This window comes from Affinirhizobium lemnae (assembly GCF_022968395.1).
Taxonomy (GTDB): domain Bacteria; phylum Pseudomonadota; class Alphaproteobacteria; order Rhizobiales; family Rhizobiaceae; genus Neorhizobium; species Neorhizobium lemnae.
Map to the genome: position 1 here is coordinate 1 of NZ_JALJQZ010000012.1, position 24,469 is coordinate 24,469.

The 24,469-nt window shown below is 57.8% G+C and carries 20 protein-coding genes; 11 read left to right on the forward strand and 9 right to left on the reverse strand.

Annotated elements, in window-relative coordinates; genetic code table 11:
* Nucleotides 1-600 precede the first annotated feature (600 nt).
* The 6 genes from MUU53_RS09850 to MUU53_RS09875 all read right to left on the reverse strand — a co-directional run bounded on the left by MUU53_RS09850 (nt 601) and on the right by MUU53_RS09875 (nt 7,966).
* Entirely contained in the window at nt 601-1,020 is a 420-nt protein-coding gene (locus MUU53_RS09850; protein WP_247260752.1) for an Ivy family c-type lysozyme inhibitor, read from the reverse strand.
* Nucleotides 1,020-4,481: a chromosome segregation protein SMC gene (smc, locus tag MUU53_RS09855; RefSeq protein WP_247260753.1), complete on the reverse strand. Its 3,462-nt coding sequence runs from the start codon at nt 4,479-4,481 to the stop codon at nt 1,020-1,022. Before smc ends, MUU53_RS09850 begins: the two co-directional genes overlap by 1 nt.
* A 75-nt stretch (nt 4,482-4,556) precedes the next feature.
* Complete coding sequence (locus MUU53_RS09860; RefSeq protein ID WP_062553244.1) at nt 4,557-5,258, reverse strand: DsbA family protein; 702 nt, start codon at nt 5,256-5,258, stop codon at nt 4,557-4,559.
* Between the two features lie 156 nt (nt 5,259-5,414).
* Nucleotides 5,415-5,918, reverse strand: a complete 504-nt coding sequence (locus MUU53_RS09865) for a DUF721 domain-containing protein (protein WP_247260754.1) — start codon at nt 5,916-5,918, stop codon at nt 5,415-5,417.
* 3 nt (nt 5,919-5,921) lie between these two features.
* Nucleotides 5,922-7,154 (reverse strand): O-antigen ligase family protein, encoded by a 1,233-nt coding sequence (locus MUU53_RS09870; RefSeq protein ID WP_247260755.1) that lies wholly within the window; start codon nt 7,152-7,154, stop codon nt 5,922-5,924.
* Between the two features lie 74 nt (nt 7,155-7,228).
* Nucleotides 7,229-7,966 (reverse strand): glycosyltransferase family 25 protein, encoded by a 738-nt coding sequence (locus tag MUU53_RS09875; RefSeq protein ID WP_247260756.1) that lies wholly within the window; start codon nt 7,964-7,966, stop codon nt 7,229-7,231.
* 54 nt (nt 7,967-8,020) lie between these two features.
* Here MUU53_RS09875 and mutY point away from each other — a divergent pair, with 54 nt between their 5' ends.
* Together mutY and MUU53_RS09885 are read left to right on the forward strand one after the other, a co-directional pair.
* On the forward strand, nt 8,021-9,118 hold the full coding sequence (gene mutY / locus MUU53_RS09880) for an A/G-specific adenine glycosylase (protein ID WP_247260757.1): 1,098 nt from the start codon (nt 8,021-8,023) through the stop codon (nt 9,116-9,118).
* 32 nt (nt 9,119-9,150) lie between these two features.
* Complete coding sequence (locus tag MUU53_RS09885; protein ID WP_247260758.1) at nt 9,151-9,765, forward strand: HAD family hydrolase; 615 nt, start codon at nt 9,151-9,153, stop codon at nt 9,763-9,765.
* A gap of 242 nt (nt 9,766-10,007) precedes the next feature.
* Here MUU53_RS09885 and MUU53_RS09890 read toward each other — a convergent pair whose 3' ends face one another.
* Entirely contained in the window at nt 10,008-11,138 is a 1,131-nt protein-coding gene (locus MUU53_RS09890) for a site-specific DNA-methyltransferase (RefSeq protein ID WP_247260759.1), read from the reverse strand.
* Between the two features lie 259 nt (nt 11,139-11,397).
* Between MUU53_RS09890 and MUU53_RS09895 the strand changes: the two genes are divergently transcribed.
* The 4 genes from MUU53_RS09895 (at nt 11,398) to MUU53_RS09910 (ending at nt 15,568) form a co-directional block, all read left to right on the forward strand.
* The gene (locus MUU53_RS09895; RefSeq protein WP_247260760.1) at nt 11,398-12,087 is read left to right on the forward strand and encodes an HAD family hydrolase; all 690 of its coding nucleotides are present in this window, start codon (nt 11,398-11,400) and stop codon (nt 12,085-12,087) included.
* 660 nt (nt 12,088-12,747) lie between these two features.
* A complete protein-coding gene (locus tag MUU53_RS09900; protein ID WP_247260761.1) occupies nt 12,748-13,848 on the forward strand; it encodes a helix-turn-helix transcriptional regulator in 1,101 nt (366 codons plus the stop codon).
* Nucleotides 13,849-13,893: 45 nt separating this feature from the next.
* Nucleotides 13,894-15,027 carry a helix-turn-helix transcriptional regulator gene (locus MUU53_RS09905; RefSeq protein ID WP_247260762.1) on the forward strand — a complete coding sequence of 378 codons (1,134 nt, stop codon included), beginning with the start codon at nt 13,894-13,896 and terminating at the stop codon, nt 15,025-15,027.
* Between the two features lie 151 nt (nt 15,028-15,178).
* A complete protein-coding gene (locus MUU53_RS09910) occupies nt 15,179-15,568 on the forward strand; it encodes a hypothetical protein (protein WP_247260763.1) in 390 nt (129 codons plus the stop codon).
* 481 nt (nt 15,569-16,049) lie between these two features.
* Here MUU53_RS09910 and MUU53_RS09915 read toward each other — a convergent pair whose 3' ends face one another.
* On the reverse strand, nt 16,050-16,364 hold the full coding sequence (locus tag MUU53_RS09915) for a hypothetical protein (protein ID WP_247260764.1): 315 nt from the start codon (nt 16,362-16,364) through the stop codon (nt 16,050-16,052).
* 213 nt (nt 16,365-16,577) lie between these two features.
* Here MUU53_RS09915 and MUU53_RS09920 point away from each other — a divergent pair, with 213 nt between their 5' ends.
* Nucleotides 16,578-16,907, forward strand: coding sequence for a hypothetical protein (locus tag MUU53_RS09920; protein ID WP_247260765.1), 330 nt, complete (start codon nt 16,578-16,580; stop codon nt 16,905-16,907).
* Between the two features lie 356 nt (nt 16,908-17,263).
* On the opposite strand, the gene MUU53_RS09925 is transcribed toward MUU53_RS09920, so the two are convergent.
* Entirely contained in the window at nt 17,264-17,890 is a 627-nt protein-coding gene (locus MUU53_RS09925) for a PilZ domain-containing protein (RefSeq protein ID WP_247260766.1), read from the reverse strand.
* 202 nt (nt 17,891-18,092) lie between these two features.
* Between MUU53_RS09925 and thrC the strand changes: the two genes are divergently transcribed.
* Genes thrC through MUU53_RS09945 form a run of 4 tightly spaced genes read left to right on the forward strand, consistent with a single transcriptional unit; the run spans nt 18,093 to nt 24,410 of the window.
* Nucleotides 18,093-19,490 carry a threonine synthase gene (thrC, locus tag MUU53_RS09930; protein ID WP_247260767.1) on the forward strand — a complete coding sequence of 466 codons (1,398 nt, stop codon included), beginning with the start codon at nt 18,093-18,095 and terminating at the stop codon, nt 19,488-19,490.
* Nucleotides 19,491-19,536: 46 nt separating this feature from the next.
* Nucleotides 19,537-20,835 (forward strand): M16 family metallopeptidase, encoded by a 1,299-nt coding sequence (locus tag MUU53_RS09935; protein WP_247260768.1) that lies wholly within the window; start codon nt 19,537-19,539, stop codon nt 20,833-20,835.
* A 54-nt stretch (nt 20,836-20,889) separates the two neighbouring features.
* Entirely contained in the window at nt 20,890-21,507 is a 618-nt protein-coding gene (locus MUU53_RS09940; protein WP_165132476.1) for a GNAT family N-acetyltransferase, read from the forward strand.
* Nucleotides 21,504-24,410, forward strand: a complete 2,907-nt coding sequence (locus MUU53_RS09945; protein ID WP_247260769.1) for an EAL domain-containing protein — start codon at nt 21,504-21,506, stop codon at nt 24,408-24,410. Before MUU53_RS09940 ends, MUU53_RS09945 begins: the two co-directional genes overlap by 4 nt.
* Nucleotides 24,411-24,469: the final 59 nt, after the last annotated feature.

The window sequence follows — 24,469 nt, forward strand, 5'->3', positions numbered from 1 at the left end:
CCAACTTCATGGGATTCGTCAAACTCGCAGCCATCGCCATCTGGCTCAAATAGCTAAATCGTCACTACCGCCTAGAGTGGTAACGACATGCGATGAAACAAAGAGTTTAAGCGTCTGGAGCGAATCTGAAAAATCGCGATACGCTTGAGCAGACTTTGCGGGGCCGCCTGCTCCGGCCCCGCAAAGTCTTCCGGCTGGTACAGGAAACCGGCCGGGGGGTCTTAAGCCGGATCTGATCCGGGAAAGATTGAACAAGAGTTATGGGCATCAAAATTGAGGAATTCAACTGTTATGGAAAGCGTCAAACGCGCTTTGACTGTTTGATTTTTCCGATAACCTTAATTGGAAATCATGTTATGTATTCCATAGCTTATTCAAATCTACTAAATTTGTGTACGAGACGGTATCGTGATCAGATCACAGTCGGATCACTGCTGCATGATTTTTCAACCAGATCCTGTTTCATTGCCGCCGGGATCACTTGGATGTGTCCCGTGCATCTCGCATGAATGCGACACAATTCTGCATGATCGTCTCTCCACCATGAAGCTGACACCTGCCTGAAATGTGCTTCTGTTTCAATATCGCCGCGGTCGGCGTTCAAATGCCGGGTTTCGAAAGCTGAAGTAGCTGATCGGCATCCGGCTCGCCCAGAACGATCTCACCCATCTTTTCATCAACGATACGCATCGAAGCGATCTTGCCCTGCGGCGTGAACAGGATGCGCAGGTGGCTCTGCGGACAGAGCTTCACCAGGCAGGCGCCAAAGAGTTCAAAAGGTTTTTCGGCAATCGTAACGGCTGTGGACGCACCAGACACATAGAGCGGGTTCGTGATCATATTGCGCACCCAGGGCGGGAGCCGCTGGGTCTTGCGCAGCAGTTGCTGAAGGCTTTCCCGATGGGCTTGAGAAGCAGCAACGACCTCGTGCAAGAAACGGCCTGACTTTGCCTCTTCGGCTGCCGAGGGCTGCGAGACGGCAAGGACCAGCAGACAAAAGACAATACCGAAGCGCTTCATCAAACAGCCTCCCGAAGACGCTCCGCCGTCTGCAAATCGACCGAAACGAGTTGCGAAACGCCCTGCTCCGCCATGGTGACGCCGAAAAGCCGGTTCATGCGCGCCATGGTGATGGGGTTATGGGTAATGATGACGAAGCGCGTTTGCGTCGATGCGGCCATTTCGTCCATCAGGTTGCAATAGCGCTCGACATTGTGGTCATCGAGCGGTGCATCCACCTCGTCCAGCACGCAAATGGGCGCCGGATTGGTGAGGAAGACCGCGAAGATCAGCGCCATAGCGGTCAGCGCCTGCTCGCCGCCCGACAGAAGCGTCATTGTCTGCGGCTTCTTGCCCGGCGGACGGGCCAGGATTTCGAGGCCCGCCTCCAGCGGATCGTCGCTTTCGATGAGCTGAAGTTCCGCAGTACCGCCGTTGAAAAGATGCGTGAAAAGGCGCTGGAACTGGCCGTTGACCACATCGAAAGCGGCAATCAGTCGTTCGCGTCCCTCGCGGTTCAGGCTCTGAATGGCAGATCGCAGCTTGCGGATGGCATCGATGATGTCGTCACGCTCCTTGACGAGCGCGGAAAGCTTGTCCGAGAGTTCCCGTTGCTCCTCCTCAGCCCGAAGATTGACGGCACCAAGCCGTTCACGCTCCATCTTCAGGCGGTCCACCTCGCGTTCCACGGCGCTCATGTCCGGCAGGGTGGAACCCGGCTGGACGCCTGCAAGACGGAATGCCTCATGCGGCTCCACGGACAGGGCCTGGCGAATTGCATTTTCCGCATCGTGACGGCGCTCTGCGGCGGATACCAGACGCTCCTCCGCGCGGCCGCGCTTTTCACGAACCTCGGCCAGGGCCGCAAGCGCGGTGGCAGCACGCTGGTCCGCCTCGCGCTGGCGGGTTTCGGCCTCGGCCAGAGCGTCTCCGGCGGCGCGACGCGCCTCTTCCGCCTTCTGCAACTCGTTTATAAGGGCGCGGCGCTTGTCCTCGAACTCCTCCGGCGCAAGATCCAGCTCGGCCATTTCCTCACGGGCTTCGTCCTCACGCTCCCGCAACGTCGCAACATGACCTTCGGCACTGGCGACGCGGCCCCGCCAGTTCGTGCGCTCGGCGGAAATGGCCGACAGACGGCGGCGACGCGCATCCGCATCGCGCGACAGACCCTCATAGCGCGCTCGCGCTTCCGCAAGCTCTGCCCGATGCTGCGCCACGGTCAACTGATGTTGCGCCAGCCGGAGGTCGAGATCGGCGAGATCCGGCGCATCCTGTCTTTCGGCACGGGCGGCCTCGTCCTGCGCGGCCAGTTCATCGATCTGTTCGCTCAGCTGGGCAAGGGCATTTTCGGCAACGGCACGGCGACGCATCAGGTCGCCCGCAGCACGCTCAGCCTGCGCAAGCGCTTCACGCGCTTCCGAAACACTGCGTTGAAGAAGCCGCAGGCGTTCGCGCGCCTCGCCAAGACGTGCCTCTTCTGTCTTGATGGCCTCGCCTGCCTGAAGGCTCAGGCTTTCCGCCTCCGACAGTTCGATACGCGCATCATCGATTTCGGTTTCCAGTTCGGAGAGCCGGTTTTTCTGCGCAAGCCGAAGAGCTGCAGCACTCGGTGCTTCCGAGCCAGTGACATGCCCATCCCAGCGATAAACGGCCCCTTGCTTCGTCACGAGGCGCTGGCCAGGCTTAAGGCTCGCCTGCAAATTCTTCGCATTCGACTGGTCTACGACGCCGATCTGGGCTAGACGGCGCGCCAGTTCCGGCGGCGCTGTCACGTGGCGGGCAATGGGTTCTACGCCCTCCGGCAGCGCCGGTCCCTCGACGGTGTTTGTCAGGCGCAGCCAGTGGGACGGGGCGGCCTCATCCAAGGCGCTATCGAGATCATCGCCGAGTGCCGCGCCCAGAGCGACCTCGAAGCCGCGATCGACGCGGATCATTTCCGCCACCGAAGTGAACGTACCGCTTGCCTCACCGGCGCTCAGCATGCGGCGGATGGTACGGGCTTCCGTTTCCAACCCATTCAGGTGCGCGCGCGCCTGCTCGACCGGCTGCCGGGCCTCCATTTCCCGCTGGCGGGCCTGAGACAGCGCCTCTTCGATCTCCTCGATCAAAGTTGCCGCCTCCTCCAGCGCATATTCCGCCGCCTCTACCGCTTCGCGGCGCTCTGCCGGGTCGCTGAGTTCGGATAGCTTGTCATCGAGTTGTTCAAGCTCGCCTGCCGCTTCACTGCGCTGGCGGTCGAGCCGAAGGCGACGATCGGCGATCTCGCGGATAACCCTTTCCAGCTGCGCAACTTGAGCGGCCACCTGCGCACGCTCGGCGGTGACTGCGGCGAATTCGCCTTCGCTTTCGGCCAGACGCGCGCTGGCATTCTCATAGGCAAGCCGAAGTTCTTCCGCCTCCTCGCCAGATTGCGCCAGAAGCTCGGTCAGTTCCTGCTCTTCCGCATCCAGACGGTCGATCACCGCGGCATTTTCCGCCATCAACTGCTCTTCGCGGCGAATATCCTCGGCAAGCTGCGCGAGGCGGCGCATGAGATCGTCCTTGCGGCGCAGAAGGCGACCCGCTTCTTCTTCCAACTGGCTGCGCGCGATCTGCAGACGTTGAAGCGCGGCACCGGCCTTGGCTTCCACCTCACGCAGTTCGGGCAGCTTCAGTGCGGCAATCGCCTGTTCCTTGGCGGCTTCCATCTGGCTCTGGGCGCGTTCCGCGACCACAGAGGTCGCGGCATTCAGCGCCTGCGTTGCCTCGTTTTCCGCATCGCGCGCCTGGACGAAGCGGATGTAGAGGAGCTTTGCCTCCCGCTCGCGGATATCGGCAGAGAGCATCTTGAAGCGACTGGCCTGCCGAGCCTGACGCTTGAGGCTTTCGATCTGGCTGCTGAACTGGGTTGTGACATCCTCCAGCCGCTCGAGATTCGTTTCCGCAGCACGCAGCCGAAGCTCCGCCTCATGGCGCCTGGAATGCAGACCGGAAATGCCGGCCGCTTCTTCCAGCAATTGCCGGCGCGCCTGCGGCTTTGCCTGAATGAGCTCGCCAATCCGGCCCTGCCCGACCATGGAGGGCGAGCGGGCGCCCGTGGAGGCATCGGCAAACAGAAGCTGCACGTCCTTGGCGCGGGCTTCCTTGCCGTTGATGCGGTAGACGGAGCCGTTCTCGCGTTCGATCCGCCGCGAGACCTGTATCTCATCGGCATCGTTGAAGGCGGCTGGCGCGGTACGATCGCTATTGTCGAGGTAGAGGCCGACTTCCGCGGAATTGCGCGCCGGGCGATTTCCCGATCCGGAAAAGATCACGTCATCCATGCCGGAGGCACGCATGTTCTTGTAGGAATTTTCACCCATTACCCAGCGGAGCGCTTCCACAAGGTTGGACTTTCCGCAGCCATTGGGGCCGACGACGCCGGTGAGGCCCGGTTCGATGATGAATTCGGTCGGCTCGACGAAGGATTTGAAGCCGACAAGGCGCAGTTTGGTGAACTTCATGCACCACCTGCGGACAAACAGACAAAAGCGGACACGGATGCGCGATCCGTGTCCGCTTTCAAAAATGCGTTCGGATCAGAGCAGGCTATCGATGAGCGCCGACATGGCTTCAACCGACATGTCTCCGGAGTAACGGTTGCCGTTGATCAGGAAGGTTGGCGTTGAATTCACGCCGAATTCTTCTGCACCGCGCTTCATGGTGGCGTTCACTTGATCGAGAAGCTTCTGGTTCGTCAAGCAGGCCTCGAAGCCTTCCTGTGAATAACCGGCCATCTTGGACATTTGCAGCAGGGCATTGCGAACATTGCCGTCTGCCGGGGCTGCCCAGGCGCGCTGCTGCTTGAACAGCATGGAAACCATGGCGTAATAGCTCTTGGCATCCGCCATTTCCTGTGGCTTGGCCGGGTTGCACCGGGCCAGCATGAAGGCCGCGGTCGCGACCGGATCAAACGGGAACTCGCGCAGGATGAAGCGCGCCTTGCCGGTATCGATATACTTCTGCTTGATCGGCTCGAAGGTGGTGGTGTGGAAATGCGCGCAGTGCGGGCAGGTCATCGACATGTATTCGACGATGGTGACCTTGGCCTTCTCATCGCCCAGCGCCATTTCCGGCAATGCGCCAGGCTGCAGCACCTTTGCCATGTCCACCTTGCCGGAGGATTCCGGCAGATCGACCGCAAATGCGGCGGACGCGCCCAGAAGCGGCACACCGATTGCGGTTGCGGCAGCGCCGCCCATAAGCTGGCGACGGGTGGTTTGCGGTAGGCTGAACGGCATCATGGCACCTATTGAAGATAAACAGACTTTGTTGCTTCACGTATCGCGCCCTTGCTGCAAGAACAAGGCGGCGCGCAGACGGAATGTTCTTTTCTCAACCAAACGTGACAGAGAAAAGATGAACCGAAGCTGAGTGTTAGATCTGCAGGCAAAACCCTATCGCCGTGTCGCCTTTTTTGGCTGCAGGACGGCGGTGCCAAGCCTCTCCACCGCCTTGCGCAATGCCTCGTTCTCGATCCCGTCCATCATTTCGTTCAGGCGTCGAGCAGCCTCGCCGCGCAATGGCTGCGGTTTGCGGCGGGAACGCGTGGCAACCGAGACCGGCTTCTGCACGATCCGGATCTGGCGGATGGCGGGAAATCCGAAAAAACCGTTGATGCGGTCGATGAGTTCGCCCTGCGCATGGCTGAGAAACAGCGCGCGCGCGCCTTCGCAGGCAATGGTCAGGACGCCGGCCTTGTGGCCGCCCTCACCTTCCGAGCCATCGCGGCGCGGCCAGGCGATCTTTTCCGGCCGCGTGCATTCGGCAAACTCCTCGCCGGCAATCTCGTCCCATGAGCCGAGAAGCGCGGTGGAAATACCGGCGCGGCGGGCCAGCACCGGGTCCATCAGTCCGTTGGCGATTTCTGCAATCTGCAGCGGGACGGGTTTGCGCGCCATGGCTCAGATGGCTCTTCGTGCAGCGGGCGTCAGCAGGTTCCAGCGACGGAACTGCACGATGAGGACCGCGAGGAACAGCATGGACGTTGCCAGGCACTGCTCGTGGTAGAAGGGATCATGCAACATGCCGAAAGCAAGCACGGTTCCGTAGAAATAGACGACGCAGCGCTTCAGGGGATAATGATCCGGCTGACGCCAGACCATCCAGAGGACACTTGCAAAGATCGCCAGAAGAAGCCCCAGACCCAGAAACCCGTTGGCCAGCAATTCCTGTAGCAGGAAATTATGCACATGCTTGCCGCCGACGATGTAGTGCAGATCCGGTCCGGCAACGCGCTCCAGATTGGCGAATGTATCTCTGAGGCCCACACCTGCGATGGGGTGCTCCTTGATCACGATTGTGGATGCCTTCCAGAGCGCCAGCCGGATGTTGCCGGAATCCATATTGTGTGCCTGGTCACCATCCACATAGTATTCATAGACGGTGGCAAAACGATCAATCAGCATGCTGTGCACGGGTGGCGCCATGAAGAGCGCGGCCAGGCCAAGCGCCGCCGCCGCATAGGCTCTGTTGCGCCAGCGAGGCCGCCATTTGAGAGAACAGATCGCAAATTCGACGAGAAATAACACAGGCAGGATGAGAACGACGGCGCGCGTTTGCGACAGGAAGACGGGAACGATGGCGATCAGCAGATAGAAGGGTCCGTTGGGCAGGTATCGCCAGGGTTTTTCCACCGGAATGGTGGCGACAATGCCCGCCAGCGCCACGAGCAGTGCCACGATGGCCGCGTTACCGCCGCCATCATAGCGATCCGCCTCCGTCTGGAAAGAAAGGCTTGCAAAGAGAGCTGCAGCCAGCGCGATCCAGGTTCCAACGCGCCCGCCCAGTACCAGCCAGCGCAGCGGCTGACGCACAAGACAGAGACCAGAGGCGATGAAGCTGAAGCCGAGCAGAAGCCCCATGAAACCGAGCTGGCGGTTTTGCCATTGCCACTCGCCGCGCACGCCCAGGAGCAGGACGACCCAGAAGATGTAAAGAAAGATGACACCAAGAGGGGAATCGAGATTGGCACGAATTCGCCGCCGATTGGACAGGGCAACATATATGCCTATCGCTCCGAACACAGCGCACATGGCAACCGCTGTCGGCAGATAGAGAGCCACGGAAAACATCGCAAAGGCTAGGATCCAGGGATCGATGCGACGGCGCGCCAGTAATATGCGTTTAAACGTCATTCGAGCCGATCGATCCTCATATCTGCTGTGCTCTTCGGCTTTGAACCGTTTTTACCCTATTGCCAACGCATCCATTAGAAAAGTGTCTGGAATGCGCGAAGAAGTGTCTCCTTAACACGAAAGACATGCGTTGGTAGCTTTGCCAGCCCTGTTAACTTCTGCTGCCTGTAGTCTGCGCGGCTGGCAATGAAGGTCTGCAAACGCAGGTCGCCAAACCCGAGGAGCGATTCTTCTGCCGTATAAACCGGCACCCGATGGTGCCATACCCGCTCCAGGGCCATATCGAATGGCAGTGATTGCACGCGCAACGGCTCCAGAAGTTTTCGCGCCGCTCCTCCGGTCAACAGATAGCAGGCGGCAGACCCTTGAGGTCCAAACCGGGACAGGCCGATACGATCACCCATTGGCGTGGTGAAAAGGTGGCGAAAGGCGAGTGTGCGATGATTGACGAGTTTCACGACACAGCCATCCTTGACCGTCGCTGCGACGGACTGAGCGCGCAGCATGAGGTCTTCGCTGAGAGCCACATCATCCTCGATGATCAGAGCAGCAGGCGCGCCGCTATCGACCAATTGCTGGAAAGCCTTGAGATGGCTTTTGTAGCAGCCATATTCCCCGGTCATCAGCGGGCGACCGTTGCGCTTCAGAAATAGATCGCGGTCGGCATCCACCCATTGGTCCGGCGGAACCTTGGCGCCATCAATGCCTGCCACACGCTCCAGCCTGATGCCGAGCTTTTCCGCCTGACCTTCGATCAATTGCCTGCGCTCGATCGCACGATCGATATTGATGAGGAGGACCGGTAAATCCATCTGCTCCGCCATTGGCTTCAAACTCGATGCACCTTATCTCTAAGGTCGAACAGGATGGATAGTCCCGCCGATATGCACTCCACAGCCGACACGTCTCTCTCCAACAAACTGCTTTCCTGGTATGATCGCCATCATCGCGAACTGCCCTGGCGCATCACCCCCCGCGAAAGCCTGGCAGGCAAGCGCGCAGACCCTTACCACATCTGGCTGTCGGAAGTGATGCTCCAACAGACAACCGTGCAGGCGGTCAAGCCTTATTTCCTGAAGTTCCTGGCAAAATGGCCAACTGTGGGTGATCTGGCCGCCGCCCCCAACGAGGATGTCATGGCTGCCTGGGCAGGCCTTGGCTATTACGCGCGGGCCAGAAACCTCAAGAAATGCGCGGAAACCGTCGCCAAAGAGCATGACGGCACGTTTCCGGATACCGAAGAGGGACTTCGTGGGCTTCCGGGAATTGGCGATTATACATCCGCTGCCGTTGCCGCCATTGCCTTCAACCGTCCGGCGGCCGTGATGGACGGCAATGTGGAACGCGTGATCTCCCGCCTCTACGCCATTTCCGATCCGCTGCCCGGCTCGAAGCCACTGATGAAGGCGAGAGTGAAAGAGCTTACGCCACTTGGCCGGCCGGGGGATTTCGCCCAGGCCATGATGGATCTCGGCGCCACGATCTGTACGCCAAAGCGTCCGGCCTGTGCGCTCTGTCCGTTCAATGCGGACTGTCTTGCCTTGAAGGCGCATGATCCGGAGCACTTTCCGGTGAAGGCCGCCAAGAAGGAAAAGCCGATCCGCCAGGGTGCCGCCTTCGTGGCCGTAACCTCCGATGGCGAAATCCTGCTGAGACGGCGCGTGGAAAGCGGCCTGCTCGGCGGCATGACCGAGGTTCCAACCACCGCGTGGACCGCACGGCTGGATGGTGGAACGACTGAGGAGCATGCGCCCTTCCCCGGCGAATGGCATCAGGCCGGTGTGGTGACCCACGTCTTCACCCATTTCGAACTGCGGCTGACCGTGTATCGGACGAAGACGCAAAAGCAGCCGGACGCAGACGGATGGTGGGAGAAGGCCGATAACCTTGAAGCGCAAGCGCTTCCCACGGTCATGAAGAAGGTCATCGCAACAGCCCTTCCGAACGCATTCAAATCGATCTAAATAGAAGGAACTGGTTCCAGCAGGAGGCATTCATGACCGCGCTCATCGAGCACATCGTTTTCGACATCGGCAAGGTGCTGATCCACTGGGATCCCACGATCCCCTACCAGAGGATCATTCCCGATGCGGACGAGCGGCGCTGGTTTTTCGGGAATGTCTGCACCCATGACTGGAACATGGAGCAGGACCGTGGGCGTGAATGGCCCGAGGCCGAGGCGGAGCTGATCGAGAAGTTTCCGGACCACGCGGACAATATCCGCGCCTTTCGTCAGAACTGGCATGAGATGGTGGTCCCCGCCTATCTCGACAGCGTGGCCGTCATGGAACGCCTGATCGAGCAGGGTCACGACGTGACGATGCTGACCAATTTCGCCGCCGACACCTTCCGCCACGCGCGCGAAATGTATCCGTTTCTCAACAAACCGCGGGGCGTGACCGTGTCGGGCGAAGTGCGGCTCATCAAGCCGGACATTGAAATCTACCAGCGACATACGCAGGAATTCGGGCTTGATCCGGCAAAGACGCTGTTCATTGACGATGCAGCGATCAATGTGGAGGGTGCGAAAAAGGCCGGATGGAAGGCGGTGCAATTTACCGGTATCGACACGCTCAGGGCCGATCTGCACCGGTACGGGTTTAGTGTCTGAGGGGCGTCAGCGCCGCAAAATCATCATCACGAGTAATTGCTAAAATAAACGCCCGGTCCTTGAGGGAAAAGGACCGGGCGTTTGGTTCCTTCCGCCGACTGGAGGTCAATCCCCGGGGGAAGGGCTCATCGACGAGGCGGTGGATCGGTCGTCGTCAATGAGTTCATTTGAACTAAAAACGACAATACGGCGAAATTGGTTCCCGAACTCTTTTCAAAAGGCAGGGGAGCCATGCCATTTTCTCAATCCAGACGCGCCATATTGCTGCGAATGACGGTGCGCAGGGCATCGATCGGCTTCAGCGCGCCTTCTTCCTCATAGTGCCAAAAGGTCCAGCCATTGCAGGTATCGAAGCCCTGCACCTTGGCGCCAAGACGATGAATGGAGCCCGCCTCCCCACCGGACACCAGAGTGCCATCGGCGCGGACGATGGCGCTGACTCGACGCTTGGCATCGGTGAGAACCTGACCCGGCTTGATGAGGCCGCTTTCCACCAGCGTGTTGAAGGCCACGCGCGGTTCGGCCTTCTTGCCGGTCATGACGGTCAGTTCCACCTTGCCCAGCGGCTCCACCTCGGCAATGCGGGCGGAGGCTGCATCGATGTAATCCTGCTCGCGCTCGATGCCGACGAAATTGCGGCCCAAGCGCTTGGCTACGGCACCGGTCGTTCCCGAACCGAAGAAGGGATCGAGAATGATATCGCCCGGCTTGGTGGAGGCGAGGATGACGCGGGCGAGCAGTGCTTCCGGCTTCTGGGTCGGATGGATCTTCTTGCCATCATCGCCCTTCAGGCGCTCACCACCGCTGCAGATGGGGAAGAGCCAGTCAGAGCGCATCTGCACATCGTCGTTCGAGGCCTTCAGCGCGTCATAGTTGAAGGTATAGGCCTTGGCCTTTGCATCGCGGCTGGCCCAGATCATGGTTTCATGCGCGTTCTGGAACCGGCGACCCTTGAAGTTCGGCATAGGGTTCGTCTTACGCCAGACGATATCGTTCAACAGCCAGAAGTTCAGGTCCTGCAGCATGGAGCCAACGCGAAAGATGTTGTGATACGAGCCGATGACCCAGATCGTGCCGTTCGGCTTTAGCACGCGACGGCAGGCGAGAAGCCAGGCGCGGGTGAAAGCGTCATAGGCTCCGAAGCTTTCGAACTGATCCCATTCGTCATCGACGGCATCGACCAGCGACTGGTCGGGACGATGCAACATGCCGCCAAGCTGCAGATTGTACGGTGGGTCGGCAAAAATTACATCGACCGAATGGTCCGGCAGAGCTTCGAGTGCGGCAACGCAATCGCCCTTGATGATGCTGTTGATCCAGGAATCGGGACGAACCTGCTGCTTCAGGTCCACAAGCGGAAGAACGGATGCCATCTGATACTCGCTAACGCTTACTCGGATACATTTACTGACTGTTATGGTTACCCAGTTTGGTTACCAAACACTGAAGAAGATCCGAAAATTGCGAGAAATGCGTCTGCCTGCGGACGTTACATGGTAAATGGCAGCGGCCAACTGGGCCTGACATTCGTCAAGCAAGCGTGATTGGCAGCTATGCGCTCAGCCGGATTGTTATCCTCAAGGGGCTCGTGTAGGAGGACGGCACCCCCGGAAATTTTGAGCAAAGACTAACATGAGTGGATTTGACCTTATCATCTTCGACTGCGACGGCGTTCTGGTCGATTCGGAAATCATCGCGGCACAGGTCGAGTCTCGCCTGCTGACGGAAGCGGGCTACCCAATCTCCGTCGAGGAAATGGGCGAACGCTTCGCGGGCATGACCTGGAAGAACATTCTTCTGGCCATCGAGAAGGAAGTCGACATTCCCCTCTCCGCCTCCCTGCTCGACAAATCGGAAAAGCTGCTCGACCAGCGGCTGGAGCGGGATGTGAAGGTGATCGAGGGCGTGAAGCTGGCGCTGTCGCGGATTTCGACGCAGGCCTGCATCTGCTCCAACTCCTCCAGCCACCGGCTGGATATGATGCTGACCAAGGTTGGCCTGAAGCCCTATTTCGCCCCGCATATCTTTTCCGCCAAGGATCTTGGGCCGGACAAGGTGAAGCCGCGCCCGGACATTTTCCTGCACGCGCTGGAGACGTTCAAGGTCTCCCCTTCCCGCGCCGTGGTAGTGGAAGATTCCGTGCACGGCATTCACGGCGCCGTCGCCGCTGGCTGCCGGGTGATCGGTTTTACCGGCGCATCGCATACCTATCCGAGCCATGCCGACCGGCTGACGGATGCCGGTGCTGAAACGGTTATCTCGCGCATGAGCGATTTACCGGCAACGATTGCGGCGCTGGGCGAATGGGTGGGTGCGGTGTGAGGCCTGTAATACTATAGTGGAGTGACATGAGAATCGAAAAGATTCTGCCTCGCAAACAAGAAGTTAGAGCGCCTATCTGATACCGTCAGAGCATTGTGCTCTAAAACACAAATGGCTGGGATCTGAAATGGACCCGGGTCTTCCGGGTCTGATTTACATCATTTCTTATCTTTATTTGTCGCACACTTTTTGCGTGCGTACTACCCGATCTCTGAATAGAGTCTGCTCTTGCGACGACATAGAGTATCCAGTGAAAACGGGATCACCTGCAGTGCTCTATCTCTTAGTTTTTTGCTCAGTCGGAACGTAAACCGCTGACGCACTTTGACTGGACGTGCTCTATATTGTCCAAAGTCAAAGAACAACCAGAAGACACATAGAAAAATCCGCAAAACTAGAGATATATAAATTTCGTCATGCCTCGTATGAAACATTGCATGTGAGCAACATATCCGAGAAAAACTCGCCTTTTCGTTTAACAATATTGAGTTTTACAAATTATCTATCATCATATTGCTTCAGGAATAAGCTCATCAAACCCATTGTCGGCCTGGCACCAAATGTCGACTCATGAACCCTACCTCTCCGACTACTCAATCCTTGCGTTACTAATGCTTTGGGCGCGTAGAGAGATACATTTTCTATAGTTTGGAACGCGGCTTGTTGAATTTAAAATTGATCGACCAAATTTACGAAGCGGCTTTCGTGAGCGAGACTTGGGAAACGGTTTGCTGCGAAATAAGCTTGGAGATCGAAGCGTACTCAGCTTCTCTTATCACGATCGATGGGCAGCAATCATTCAACTGGGTATCCAGTCCCAACATTCGGTCAGATATGGAGCGTTTTTCGTCGAGCCCCCTCCGCTTCCAAAATATCCGCCCAGCACGACATGAAGCGCTGTCCCCCTATTCGTTCATGCGCGACGTGGACCTGATGACTGAGGAAGAGATTGCGGTGGACCCCATCTACACGCAGTTTCTTCACCCTCTCGGCCTTGGATGGACGGTCGGAGACATGATCAAAGAGCCCTCAGGCCATACAATTATTTTTGACATCATCCGGGAACGAACAGCCGGTCCATTCGAACAAAAACATGTTGCACTATTAAACACGTTGCGTCCGCACCTCGCCCGCGCAGCAACAACCTCAAGTCGTATTCATTTTGAAAAGATAAATGCGGCGGTTCGAGCTTTGGAACTTGTCGACCTACCTGCAGCCATCATTACACACCAGGCAACTGTACTTGCGGCGAATAGCCTGATGGAGGATTTCTCCCCTCAGATAGTCGTTTCCGCTTACGACAGGTTGATTTTCGGCTCATCAACCACGAATGCAAAATTCCAGGAGGCAATCACGCGGCCAAACTCCAGTTCTTCAAGCTGTTCGCTTCCTCTGCCCCGCACTGAAGTCCTTCCTCCGGCAGTTGTCCATCTCGTGCCCATCCGTGGCAACGCGAAAGATATATTTACCAACGCGGCCTATTTCGTGATTGCCACCTCCGCGGACCGTTCAAAAGTCATCGATAGCGAAACGCTGCAAGGATTGTTCGATCTATCACCGGCTGAAGCACGTGTGGCCCGTTCACTGGCAATGGGCAATGATGTAGCGACCACCGCCCGCGAATTTGGCATCAGTATCGAAACGGCACGTTCGCACGTGAAGTCAGCGCTCAGCAAATGCGGAATGACGCGTCAGGTTGACCTCATAGCCAACATCATCACCCATCGCCCGCTGAGCCGCAACGACGAAAGTCAGGGCTGAGGAGCCGGTCGCAAATCATCAGCTTTTTAAGAAAGGAAGCACACAATGCAGGGGCAAGGAAGCGCTTTCAACGCAAGCAGGGGGCTACCGGCGTGCCCCGACCAATCGATTGTCGACTCCATCTACGAGGCGGCCTTCGTCCCTGAAATCTGGCCACAAATCCTCGACCATATGGCGGCCGCCGTCACCGGGCACGGTACCGCCTTGTTCAATCCCAATGAGAAGACACCACGCGCCATCTCATCTGCCTCGCTTGCCGAACTCGATACGAAGATGGTGACAGAAGGTTGGCTGCAGCGAAACACCCGTGCTGATCGGCTGCTAACCATCCAGCATCAAGGCTTCGTCGATGAGGCCAAATATGTTTCGCCTGCCGATTACCAGGCAGAACCAATTTTTACAGAAGTTTTGGATCCACTGGGATACGGCTTTGGTGCCTCGACATTCATAACCGGCCCGAGCGGCGACAAGATTATCTTTGCCGTAGAGAAGAAGAAATCGACAGGACCAATCACGGCCGAAGCAATCCGGTACCTGGATCAATTGCGCCCGCATTTGGCGAGAGCGACCCTTATGTCGAGCCGATTGGCTTTCGAGCGAATCAATACAGCCATGGCTGCTTTGCAACTGAGCGGCCTTCCGGCAGCGATGCTAAGCGCGTCCGGAACGGTGCTTGGCACCAATCCTCTTCTGGAAGCGCTGGAGCCACAACTCATGATAGCAGCGCATAATAGCATCCGATTCCAACATGTTGCCGCAAACGACATTTTGCTACAGGCGCTTCAGGCCTTCAAACTGCACGGAGGCCTGGCAGGCCGATCATTTCCGTTGCCACACTATGAAGAATGTTCTCCAGCAGTGGTCCATCTGGTGGCGATTGAAGGCCATGCACGCGACATTTTTAGTCAGGCAGCATTCCTCATGGTGGTCACGCCGATTGATCGCAGTAAGGTTCCCTCGGCCGAAACCATTCAGGGACTATTCGATCTGACGGCGGCAGAAGCAAAAGTCGCCCGTGAACTTGCGTCTGGCAGTAATGTGGCCAATGCGGCGCAGGATCTTTCCGTCAGTCAGGATACGGTACGCACCCACATCAAGGCGATCCTCGCCAAATCCGGAATGTCCAGGCAGACGGACTTTGTGGCCGCCATTGCCAGTATCCGTACGATTACCGGATGAGCCGGATTTCACATTTCGACACCTGTGTCTAATCTCTGAATAAGCAAACGAATACAAAGATATAATACGAGAACGACACTGACTGAGAATGCTGTATTTAATGATTTATTAACCATGATTCGTGAAAATGGTGAAAACGGAGAGATTCGCCTTGACACGAAATATGTTGTTTCTGACCCTCGCCTTTTCGTGTGGCCTTGCATCATGCACGACAGTGCAGAAGCCGGACGATGCTCCCGCGCCAAAAGCAGTCGTACAAGTCATTTATCCCTACAAGTACAAGGGAGAAAAGTGCTTTACCCGCTTTATCGAAGATGTTCCAGCTGACGAAGTCTGCGTAAAGAAAGATATCGTCTCCTATAATCCTGCACCGGTGGCTTATTACTCACACGCTGAAGATTTTCCCGACTACGTTCGAGCATTGTTTGCAGCAGCGAAGGTGGAACAGGTCTTGGCCGATCGCAAAGAAGGGCCGCCAATGCCAGAGAACATGAAAGCGGATACCTCTACACCGGCCGCAACAACGCAGCATACGCTCTGAACCAACCTTGCAACAGCTATCTTGCTTTAACGCCCATTGGTAAAGAGAATAAAGGGCTCATGCAACCGGTTACAGGTATACGGCATCAAGGCCTGTTAAAGCAGTCGGCACGCAAGACATACCTCGCCTTCTGCGTGCCGACAAATCTAACCGCAAGCACTCTGATGAGCACGAAGACGCGGCGGCGTTCCGGCTGGAGGTGCGGACCCCTGCATCACCCTTCGCTTTCAGCTTGACACTTGCGATTTACGCGGCGCGCAACCCGTGAAATCCATGCTTTGCGCAGCAAGCCCCCATTTCAAAGCATTTTTCTGCAGCGAAACGGAACCTTGGCTCCAACGCCACAGTGAGGTACCGGAACTCTCGGCCCCGGCACCCTTTTCACACAATCCTCTGAGGTAATCAGAGGCTCGCAGCCCTGACAATTCCAAACACCGAAATGCTCATTCCGGCTGGAACTGCTCGAGGGGGCAAACTCAGATCAGCACTTTATCTTGAACAGGGTCGTGTGCTGGGGCTCTTCTTCACGCGGTACTGCAATATAGACGTCGTCAAGTTTGCGCATCTCGACGCGCGACTTGCCTTCGAATTCGTCATCCTTCCACTCCCAACCGCCGGGACGCACGAGTTGGCCGCGCGTTTCGATGACGATCTTGGCCGGAACCTTCTGAACCCGGTAGCACTCGCGAGTGTCCTTGTATTCGTAACGCTCGATTTCGCGAGCGTTCACAGCGGATGCGCTGATGGCTGGAAGCGCGACAACTGCGGCAAGTACAACAGCAGACATAAGTTTCATTCTTTGATCCTTCCTTGACACATTACACAGACACCAGAAGACAAAATGATCTTTTTCCAAGTCATCATCTCTTTTGCCGGAGTCCAGTTTTACATTTAAACTATTACCATCGAGTTAAATTTCGTTCTACTGATTCTTTTTGACTCAATAAAAATCCGCATTAATATTAAATTAACCATTAACATATAAAATTTTACGGAAAGGAGAACAGTTATGCAAAATTTATTATTTTCCCTGCTGCTGATGCTGCCATTGGCCGGAAACATTGCAGCTGCCGACGACCAGTCAGTCCCCGCCGTGTTTGTTGAAGGCAAAGGTGATGAGGGCTTCTCGGTACTGCTGCTGAAGGAGTATGGCGAGGTAAGGCGGGAAATTGTGCAGCATCTCAGCTGCAAGGATTTCTCGTCGTATCCAGACCCGCTTCGAAAGGTGAAAGTGTTCACCTGCGACGAGCGTGAGTTCTTTTTTGACAAGGCCGCAAACACGTATGTGTTCCATGAACTCGTCGACAGAACATCGGTCTCATCCAGCATCGCGCCATAGCACGCGCGATGCACCTGCAATGACGCCCTCAACGTTGGAATGAGAAGCATGATGGTAGACACAATAGACTCCGAAATTGGAGCAATTGGCCTAACATGTGACAGAGTGAGACAAATCACCCATATTGGGTAGAAGCTACAAAAAAGTACTCGAGCGCCTGTCGAGCTAAGATCACTCGATGGGCATTAAGTTCTCAAGGCAAGGCGGTGCATTTGCCTACGCTGAAGCGGTTATCTCGCGCATGTGCGACCTGCCAGATGGGGTGGAGCGTTGTGAACTGACAAACAAAATGGGGCCGGATCGCGCGCGCATCCGAACCCCTTTTGCTGATACCGCGATATTTTACCGCCTCGGTTTTACCGCTTATTGCGGCCGCTCTTTTTGACCGTGGCATCATCGAAGCCGATGCGAACGCGGGTAAAGGTGGAAACGCCGCCCATCTGGTTGGGGATCGAGACATCCGCCTTGTCGAACAGGAACTGCGCGACACCTTCCGCAGGAACATCCACGGCAGTGCTCTGCGTCTGCGAGTAAATAACCTTGTCGCCTTCGCCAATGACTTCGACATTGATCGGCAGGGAAATTCGGCCAGGCTTGCCAGCAGGGCCGATGACCACGCGGCCTTGCGCCTGTACGCGGATGGTCAGCGTTGTGTCATTGGCGGTGCAGGCGCGCGTGGCCTCAGACAGCGAAGCGCGATAGATGAGCTTTGCCGGATCATCCTTGGCATTGCCCGCATACGCGTTCTTTATTGCCGATTGCTCCAGCATCACGACCTGCGGACAATAGGCCTGCACGACGGGCGTTACGGCCTGTGCGGCAGCAGGCTGCGCAGAAGAGCCGAGCGAAAGACCCGATACCGGTGAAGACGAATTGCAGCCTGCGAGGATTGCGAGAAGCGCGAGCGGTAGGAACTTGAGCGATTGCTTGCCAGACACGTGACTGCGACCCTTTTCTTCTGAACGGTCCCGAATAGGCGTCATGAATACGCATTCCGGGCTTTCACGTCAAATTTTGATGGTCTATACCAGCGCCCAACGGAAAAATCGATTGGCATTGCAGCTGAATTTTACCTGTCGCAGAAGAGTTTGATGCGAACCAGGCAAGGTGGCGGCAGTGAAAGCGGCGTTTCCCCACCATGCCGGTCTCTCCGGCGTCTCTTGGATTGTGCTCAGGAATACGGTCTTGCAATATATCTCTACACGTGGTGATGCGCCCGCTCTTGGTTTTCGCGATGCACTGCTGGCAGGTCTTGCCCGCGACGGCGGCCTTTATCTGCCGGAAACCTGGCCACAGCTTTCCAAAAAGGAAATCCGCCACCTGCGGGGCAAAAGCTATCAGGATGTAGCCTTCGCGGTTCTTTCGCATTTCACCGGCGATGAAATTCCAGCTGACGCCCTGAAATCCATGATCGACGAGGCCTATGCCACCTTCCGGCATCCGGCCATCGCGCCCCTCGTGCAGGTTGGCCCCAACGATTATGTGCTGGAACTCTTCCACGGCACCACGCTGGCCTTCAAGGACGTGGCCATGCAGCTGCTGGCCCGCCTGATGGATTATGTTCTGGCCGAACGAGGCGAGCGCGCGACAATCGTCGGTGCAACATCCGGCGATACGGGCGGTGCGGCCATCGACGCCTTTGCCGGACGCGAGCGCACGGACGTGTTCATTCTGTTCCCGCATGGCAAGGTTTCGCCGGTACAGCAGCGGCAGATGACGACCTCGGGACACGCCAATGTGCATGCGGTTGCCGTTCATGGCAATTTCGACGATTGCCAAGATCTGGTGAAGGCGATGTTCAACGACGTGGCTTTCCGCGAAAGCGTGAAGCTGTCGGGCGTCAACTCCATCAACTGGGCGCGCATCATGGCGCAGGTTGTCTATTACTTCACATCCGCCATTTCGCTCGGCGCGCCGGATCGGAAGGTCTCGTTTACGGTGCCAACCGGCAATTTCGGCGACATTTTCGCCGGTTATGTGGCCAAGCGCATGGGCCTGCCGATCGACCGGCTGGTGATCGCCACCAATGACAACGACATTCTGGCGCGTACGCTGAAGACCGGCCGCTACGAGATGAAGCCGGTGGTGGCAACCACCTCGCCCTCCATGGACATCCAGATCTCGTCGAACTTCGAGCGGCTTCTGTTTGAATCCTACGGTCGCGATTCGGCAGCGGTTCGTTCCGCCATGTCGGGCCTTCGTCAATCAGGAGCCTTCGAGATCCAGCCGGAGGCGCTCAAAGCCATCCGCCGCGAGTTCAAGGCCGGTCGGGCCACGCAGAAACAGGTGGCCGAGACCATTCGCGCTACCCTTGCAGAGACCGGCTACCTGCTTGATCCGCACACGGCGACGGGCATTTTCGTGGCCTCCAAGAACGCAAAGGGCACCAGCCCCATGGTGACACTTGCAACCGCGCACCCGGCCAAGTTCCAGGCAGCCGTAGAATCTGCTTGCGGAATTCATCCGGCGCTCCCATCATGGATGGGAGATCTGATGAGTAGGGAGGAGCACTTCGACCTGTTGGAACCCGAGCTGAAGGCGGTGGAAGCATTCATCAGCCAGCACGCGCGGGCCAAGGCTTGAACCATTGCTCTTGGGTAGACAGGTCAGAGTGCCGGAAAGACCAACGATGAATGTGGAAATCACCCGGCTTGCCTCCGGGTTGACCGTAGTGACGCAGAACATGCCGCATCTGGAAAGCGTGGCACTCGGCGTCTGGATCAAATCGGGCTCGCGCAATGAAACCGTGGACGAACACGGCATTGCGCATCTCCTGGAGCACATGGCGTTCAAGGGCACCGCACGGCGCAGCGCCCGTGACATTGCCGAGGAGATCGAGAATGTGGGCGGCGAACTCAACGCCGCCACGTCTACCGAAACCACCTCTTATTATGCACGCGTCCTGAAGGACCATGTGCCGCTGGCAATCGACATTCTGGCGGACATCCTGACGGAATCCTCTTTCGACGAGGAAGAGCTGGAGCGCGAAAAGCACGTCATCCTGCAGGAAATCGGCGCTGCCAACGATACGCCAGATGATGTGGTGTTCGACCGCTTCTCGGAGGTTGCCTATCGCGGGCAGACGATCGGTCGCCCGATCCTCGGCACGCCGGAGACGGTGAAAGGCTTCCAGCCGGACCAGATCCGCGCCTATCTTTCGCGCAACTATACCACCGACCGCATGTTTATCGTCGCCGCCGGCGCCGTGGACCACGAGACGCTGGTGAAGCAGGTGGAAGACCGCTTCTCCCTGTTGCCGACCACGCCTTCCGCTCCGCCGGTGTTCGAGCCTGCCCGCTATCTGGGTGGCGAAGTGCGCGAGATGCGTGACCTGATGGACACGCAATTGCTGCTCGGCTTTGAGGGCAAGGCCTACCACGCGCGCGACTTCTACTGCTCGCAAATCCTGGCAAACATTCTGGGCGGCGGCATGTCCTCACGTCTGTTCCAGGAGATCCGCGAACATCGGGGCCTCTGCTATTCGGTCTACGCCTTCCACTGGGGCTTCTCCGATACGGGCGTCTTCGGCGTTCATGCGGCAACCGGTGGCGAAGATCTGCCGGAACTGGTGCCGGTGATCCTGCAGGAGCTTCGCAAGTCCTCGGAATTCATCGACAACCAGGAAATTGATCGCGCCCGCGCCCAGATCCGCGCTCAGCTTCTGATGGGGCAGGAAAGCCCGGCTGCCCGCGCGGGGCAGATTGCCCGGCAGATGATCCTGCATGGCCGCATCATTCCGAACAATGAAATGATGGAGCGTCTTGCAGGGATCACGACTTCGCGATTGACGGATCTTGCCGGACGCCTGTTTTTCGATACAGTCCCCACATTGTCCGCCATCGGCCCGGTCGAGAAACTGGCGCCGCTATCGGACATCACGGCGGCACTTTCTTCGCCGCAGATCAAGTCTCAGATCGCAGCCGGTTGATGGCGGTGGCTTCTCCTGCGCCCGTTGCAAGGAAAACGGGCGCGGCGAGGCAGAATGGGGTGGTTATTGGTGTTTCGGTTTCTGTCGCGCCAGCCGGAGTCCCCAGAGCTCTACGGAGATCATATTCTCTTGCGCCTGCCGCGCTATCAGGACTACGCCGCCTGGTATGCACTGCGCTCAGAGAGCCGCGCCTTCCTGCAGCCCTGGGAGCCAAGCTGGCGGCATGACGAGTTGACGGAATCGGCGTTTCGGGCACGGGTCATCCGTAATTCACAGGAATTCTCGTCGGGGCTCGCGGTGCCACTCTTCATGTTCCGGCGGGAAGACAAGGCCCTCCTGGGCGGCATTACAATCGGTTACATCCGCAGAGGAGCGGCGCAAAGCTGCATGGTTGGGTACTGGATGGGTGAACGACATGCCGCCAAGGGTCATATGTTTGCCGCAGTCCAGCTGGTAGTACCCTACATCTTCTCCGGGCTTCAGTTGCACCGTATCGAGGCAGCCTGTATTCCGGAGAACTGGAAGAGCATACGGCTTCTGGAAAAAGCCGGTTTCGAACGGGAAGGCGTGTTGCGGAAATATCTGAAAATCAACGGCGAGTGGCGCGATCACATCCTCTATTCGCTGATCGAGGGCGATACGGCCGAGCGCGGGAAGCAGCTGACCCTATGAGATGCGATCGCCTCATAGCAGCGGCAGTGTCGCGCGTGCTCGGACTGGTTCTGGCGATCATCATCTCGCTGTCGTCCGTCACGCAATCCTTCGCCTTCGAGCCAGTCAAGATCTCGCGCGACGACCGCGCGCTGAACCTGACGGCAACCACGGATATCTATGCCAACCAGGGTGAAGCCTTCCAGGTATCGACCGCGCCCGGAAGCGACGGCATTCGTCGCCGTATCGAGGTTCAGGCCAGCACACCCAACCATCAGGGCGACTGGGCGGTCTTTGCTCTCGCCAATGTATCCGAGGAGCAGCTGGAGCGCGTGATCGTTGCGCCGCATTTCCGGCTGGTCAATTCCAAGGTCATCTGGCCGGATCTCGGCTCGCAGCGCATCGCCGCCATCACGCCATCGGAAGGTTTTGCGCTGGACCGGGTGCCGAGCGCGGATGCCGATGTCTTCCGCATCACGCTGAACCCTGGCTCCGTCGTCACTTTCGTCGCCGAGCTTGCGACCCCCTCCCTGCCGCAGATCTATCTGTGGGAGCCGGATGCCTACAAGGATACGATCAACTCCTTCACGCTCTATCGCGGCATCGTGCTGGGCATTGCGGGCCTGCTGGCCGTGTTCCTCACCATTCTCTTCGTGGTGAAGGGCACATCCATGCTGCCTGCTGCCGCAGCGCTCGCCTGGGCGGTTCTTGCCTATATCTGCGTGGACTTCGGGTTCCTGGAGAAGCTGATCAGCATCACCTCCAGCGACGTGCGAATATGGCGAGCCTGCGCGGAAGTGGCGCTCGCATCCTCGCTTGTCATCTTCCTCTTCACCTATCTTAACCTCAATCGCTGGCACGTGCATCTGGGACATGCCACCTTCGCCTGGGTGGTCGGCCTGGTGCTTCTCTATGGGGTTGCGATCTACGACCCCTCGATTGCGTCGGGTATTTCACGCATTTCGCTATTTCTCACAGCAACGGCCGGTATTCTTCTGATCGTCTATCTTGGCCTCAACCGCTACGACCGGGCCATCCTGCTGGTGCCGACATGGGCTCTGTTCATGGTCTGGCTTTTCGGCGGCTGGCTGACGGTATCCGGCCAGCTGGACAATGATATCATCCAGCCGGCGCTCGGCGGTGGCCTGGTTCTCATCGTCCTCCTGATCGGCTTCACGGTCATGCAACATGCCTTTGCGGGTGGCGCCTATCAACAGGGTCTGTTTTCCGATCTGGAACGGCAGTCGCTGGCTCTCATGGGCAGTGGTGATACGGTGTGGGACTGGGATGTGGCGCGCGACCGTCTGGTGACGACGCCGGATGTGGCCGTGCGCCTTGGCATGCAGCTTGGCAGCATGCACGGGCCGGTTCGCAACTGGATACCCCGCCTGCATCCGGATGATCGCGACCGGTTCAAGGCAACACTCGATGTTCTGCTGGAACAGCGCAAAGGGCGGCTTCACCACGAATTTCGCGTTCGCGCCGAGGACGGCCATTACCATTGGCTGCAGATCCGGGCACGGCCTGTGCTGGGCTCGAATGGCGAGATCATTCGATGCGTCGGCACCATCGTGGACGTGACGGAACCGAAGAATTCCGTCGAACGCCTGCTCTCCGATGCGCTGCACGACAATCTGACCGGCCTGCCGAACCGCCAGCTTTTCCTCGACCGGTTGCAATCGATCCTGTCCATTGCGTCGGGAAGCGACAGCGTCAGACCGACGGTGATGGCGATCGATATCGACCGCTACAAGCAGGTGAACGATGCACTGGGCATTGCAGCCGGTGACAATATTCTCATCGCGCTGACACGGCGGTTGCGTCGCCTGCTGAAGCCGCAGGATACGCTGGCGCGCATTTCCGGCGACCAGTTCGGCATCATTCTCGTATCGGAGCGCGACCCGGCGAAGGTGGCGGATTTCGCCGATGCCGTTGCCCAGGCCATCATGGTGCCGATCAATTTTGCCCAGCGTGAGGTTATTCTCACCGCCTCCGTCGGCCTGTCTTCCTGGGTGGACCAGCAGGAAAATGCCGTCAGCATGCTGGGCGATGCGGAGCTTGCCATGTACCGGGCCAAGCGCGGCGGCGGCAACAAGGTGGAACCCTTCCGACCCGCATTCCGTGGCAATGATACGCCAGACCGGCTGCAGGTGGAGACGGACCTGCGCCGCGCGCTGGAACGCCGCGAACTGTCCATGTCTTACCAGCCGATCATCCAGCTTTCGGATGGTGAGATTGTCGGTTTCGAGGCCCTCATGCGCTGGGAACACCCCAAGCGCGGCCTCATTCCTCCCAGCGAGTTCATTCCGATTGCGGAGACCTGCGATCTCATCCAGCCGCTCGGCATCTTCGCGCTTGAATGCGCGACCTCGGATCTCGGTGTCTGGGAAAAGGTGACAGGCGAACTGCCGATCTTCATGTCTGTAAATCTGTCGAGCGCCCATCTTCTGAATGCCGATCTCTACAACGAGATCCGCGCGCTTCTGAACCGAACGGGCTGCGATCCGCATCGGCTAAAGCTGGAGCTGACGGAATCCATGATGATGGATAATCCTGAGCAGGCCCGGCTGATCCTCGACAAGCTGAAGGATCTTGGCATCAGCCTCGCGTTGGACGATTTTGGAACGGGCTATTCCTCCCTCGGCTATCTGACCCAGTTCCCGTTCGACACGATCAAGATCGACAAATCACTGGTTCTCGATCATTCCGAGCGTGGCGAAGTGCTGCTGCGCTCCATCATCAACATGGTACGCTCCATGGATATGGCAGTCGTTGCGGAAGGTATCGGTACTGACGAGGATGCGGCGGAGCTGGCGCGTCTGGGATGCCCCTATGGTCAGAGCTATCTGTTCGGCGCCCCGATGCCCGCCGATGCGGTGCAAAGGTTGCTGCGTGAACGCTTCCCCCTCACCCGCCGGGCATGATGGCAAAGGTTCAGACGATCATCGTCGTCGGAAAAATCCTCTTCACAATCCTGCCTTGA

Coding starts and splice junctions, on each gene's coding strand:
- MUU53_RS09850 (WP_247260752.1), bottom strand. CDS start 1,020: ATGAAGCGCTTCGGTATTGTCTTTTGTCTGCTGGTCCTTGCCGTCTCG.
- smc (WP_247260753.1), bottom strand. CDS start 4,481: ATGAAGTTCACCAAACTGCGCCTTGTCGGCTTCAAATCCTTCGTCGAG.
- MUU53_RS09860 (WP_062553244.1), bottom strand. CDS start 5,258: ATGCCGTTCAGCCTACCGCAAACCACCCGTCGCCAGCTTATGGGCGGC.
- MUU53_RS09865 (WP_247260754.1), bottom strand. CDS start 5,918: ATGGCGCGCAAACCCGTCCCGCTGCAGATTGCAGAAATCGCCAACGGA.
- MUU53_RS09870 (WP_247260755.1), bottom strand. CDS start 7,154: ATGACGTTTAAACGCATATTACTGGCGCGCCGTCGCATCGATCCCTGG.
- MUU53_RS09875 (WP_247260756.1), bottom strand. CDS start 7,966: ATGGATTTACCGGTCCTCCTCATCAATATCGATCGTGCGATCGAGCGC.
- mutY (WP_247260757.1), top strand. CDS start 8,021: ATGGATAGTCCCGCCGATATGCACTCCACAGCCGACACGTCTCTCTCC.
- MUU53_RS09885 (WP_247260758.1), top strand. CDS start 9,151: ATGACCGCGCTCATCGAGCACATCGTTTTCGACATCGGCAAGGTGCTG.
- MUU53_RS09890 (WP_247260759.1), bottom strand. CDS start 11,138: ATGGCATCCGTTCTTCCGCTTGTGGACCTGAAGCAGCAGGTTCGTCCC.
- MUU53_RS09895 (WP_247260760.1), top strand. CDS start 11,398: ATGAGTGGATTTGACCTTATCATCTTCGACTGCGACGGCGTTCTGGTC.
- MUU53_RS09905 (WP_247260762.1), top strand. CDS start 13,894: ATGCAGGGGCAAGGAAGCGCTTTCAACGCAAGCAGGGGGCTACCGGCG.
- MUU53_RS09915 (WP_247260764.1), bottom strand. CDS start 16,364: ATGAAACTTATGTCTGCTGTTGTACTTGCCGCAGTTGTCGCGCTTCCA.
- MUU53_RS09920 (WP_247260765.1), top strand. CDS start 16,578: ATGCAAAATTTATTATTTTCCCTGCTGCTGATGCTGCCATTGGCCGGA.
- MUU53_RS09925 (WP_247260766.1), bottom strand. CDS start 17,890: ATGACGCCTATTCGGGACCGTTCAGAAGAAAAGGGTCGCAGTCACGTG.
- MUU53_RS09935 (WP_247260768.1), top strand. CDS start 19,537: ATGAATGTGGAAATCACCCGGCTTGCCTCCGGGTTGACCGTAGTGACG.
- MUU53_RS09940 (WP_165132476.1), top strand. CDS start 20,890: ATGGGGTGGTTATTGGTGTTTCGGTTTCTGTCGCGCCAGCCGGAGTCC.
- MUU53_RS09945 (WP_247260769.1), top strand. CDS start 21,504: ATGAGATGCGATCGCCTCATAGCAGCGGCAGTGTCGCGCGTGCTCGGA.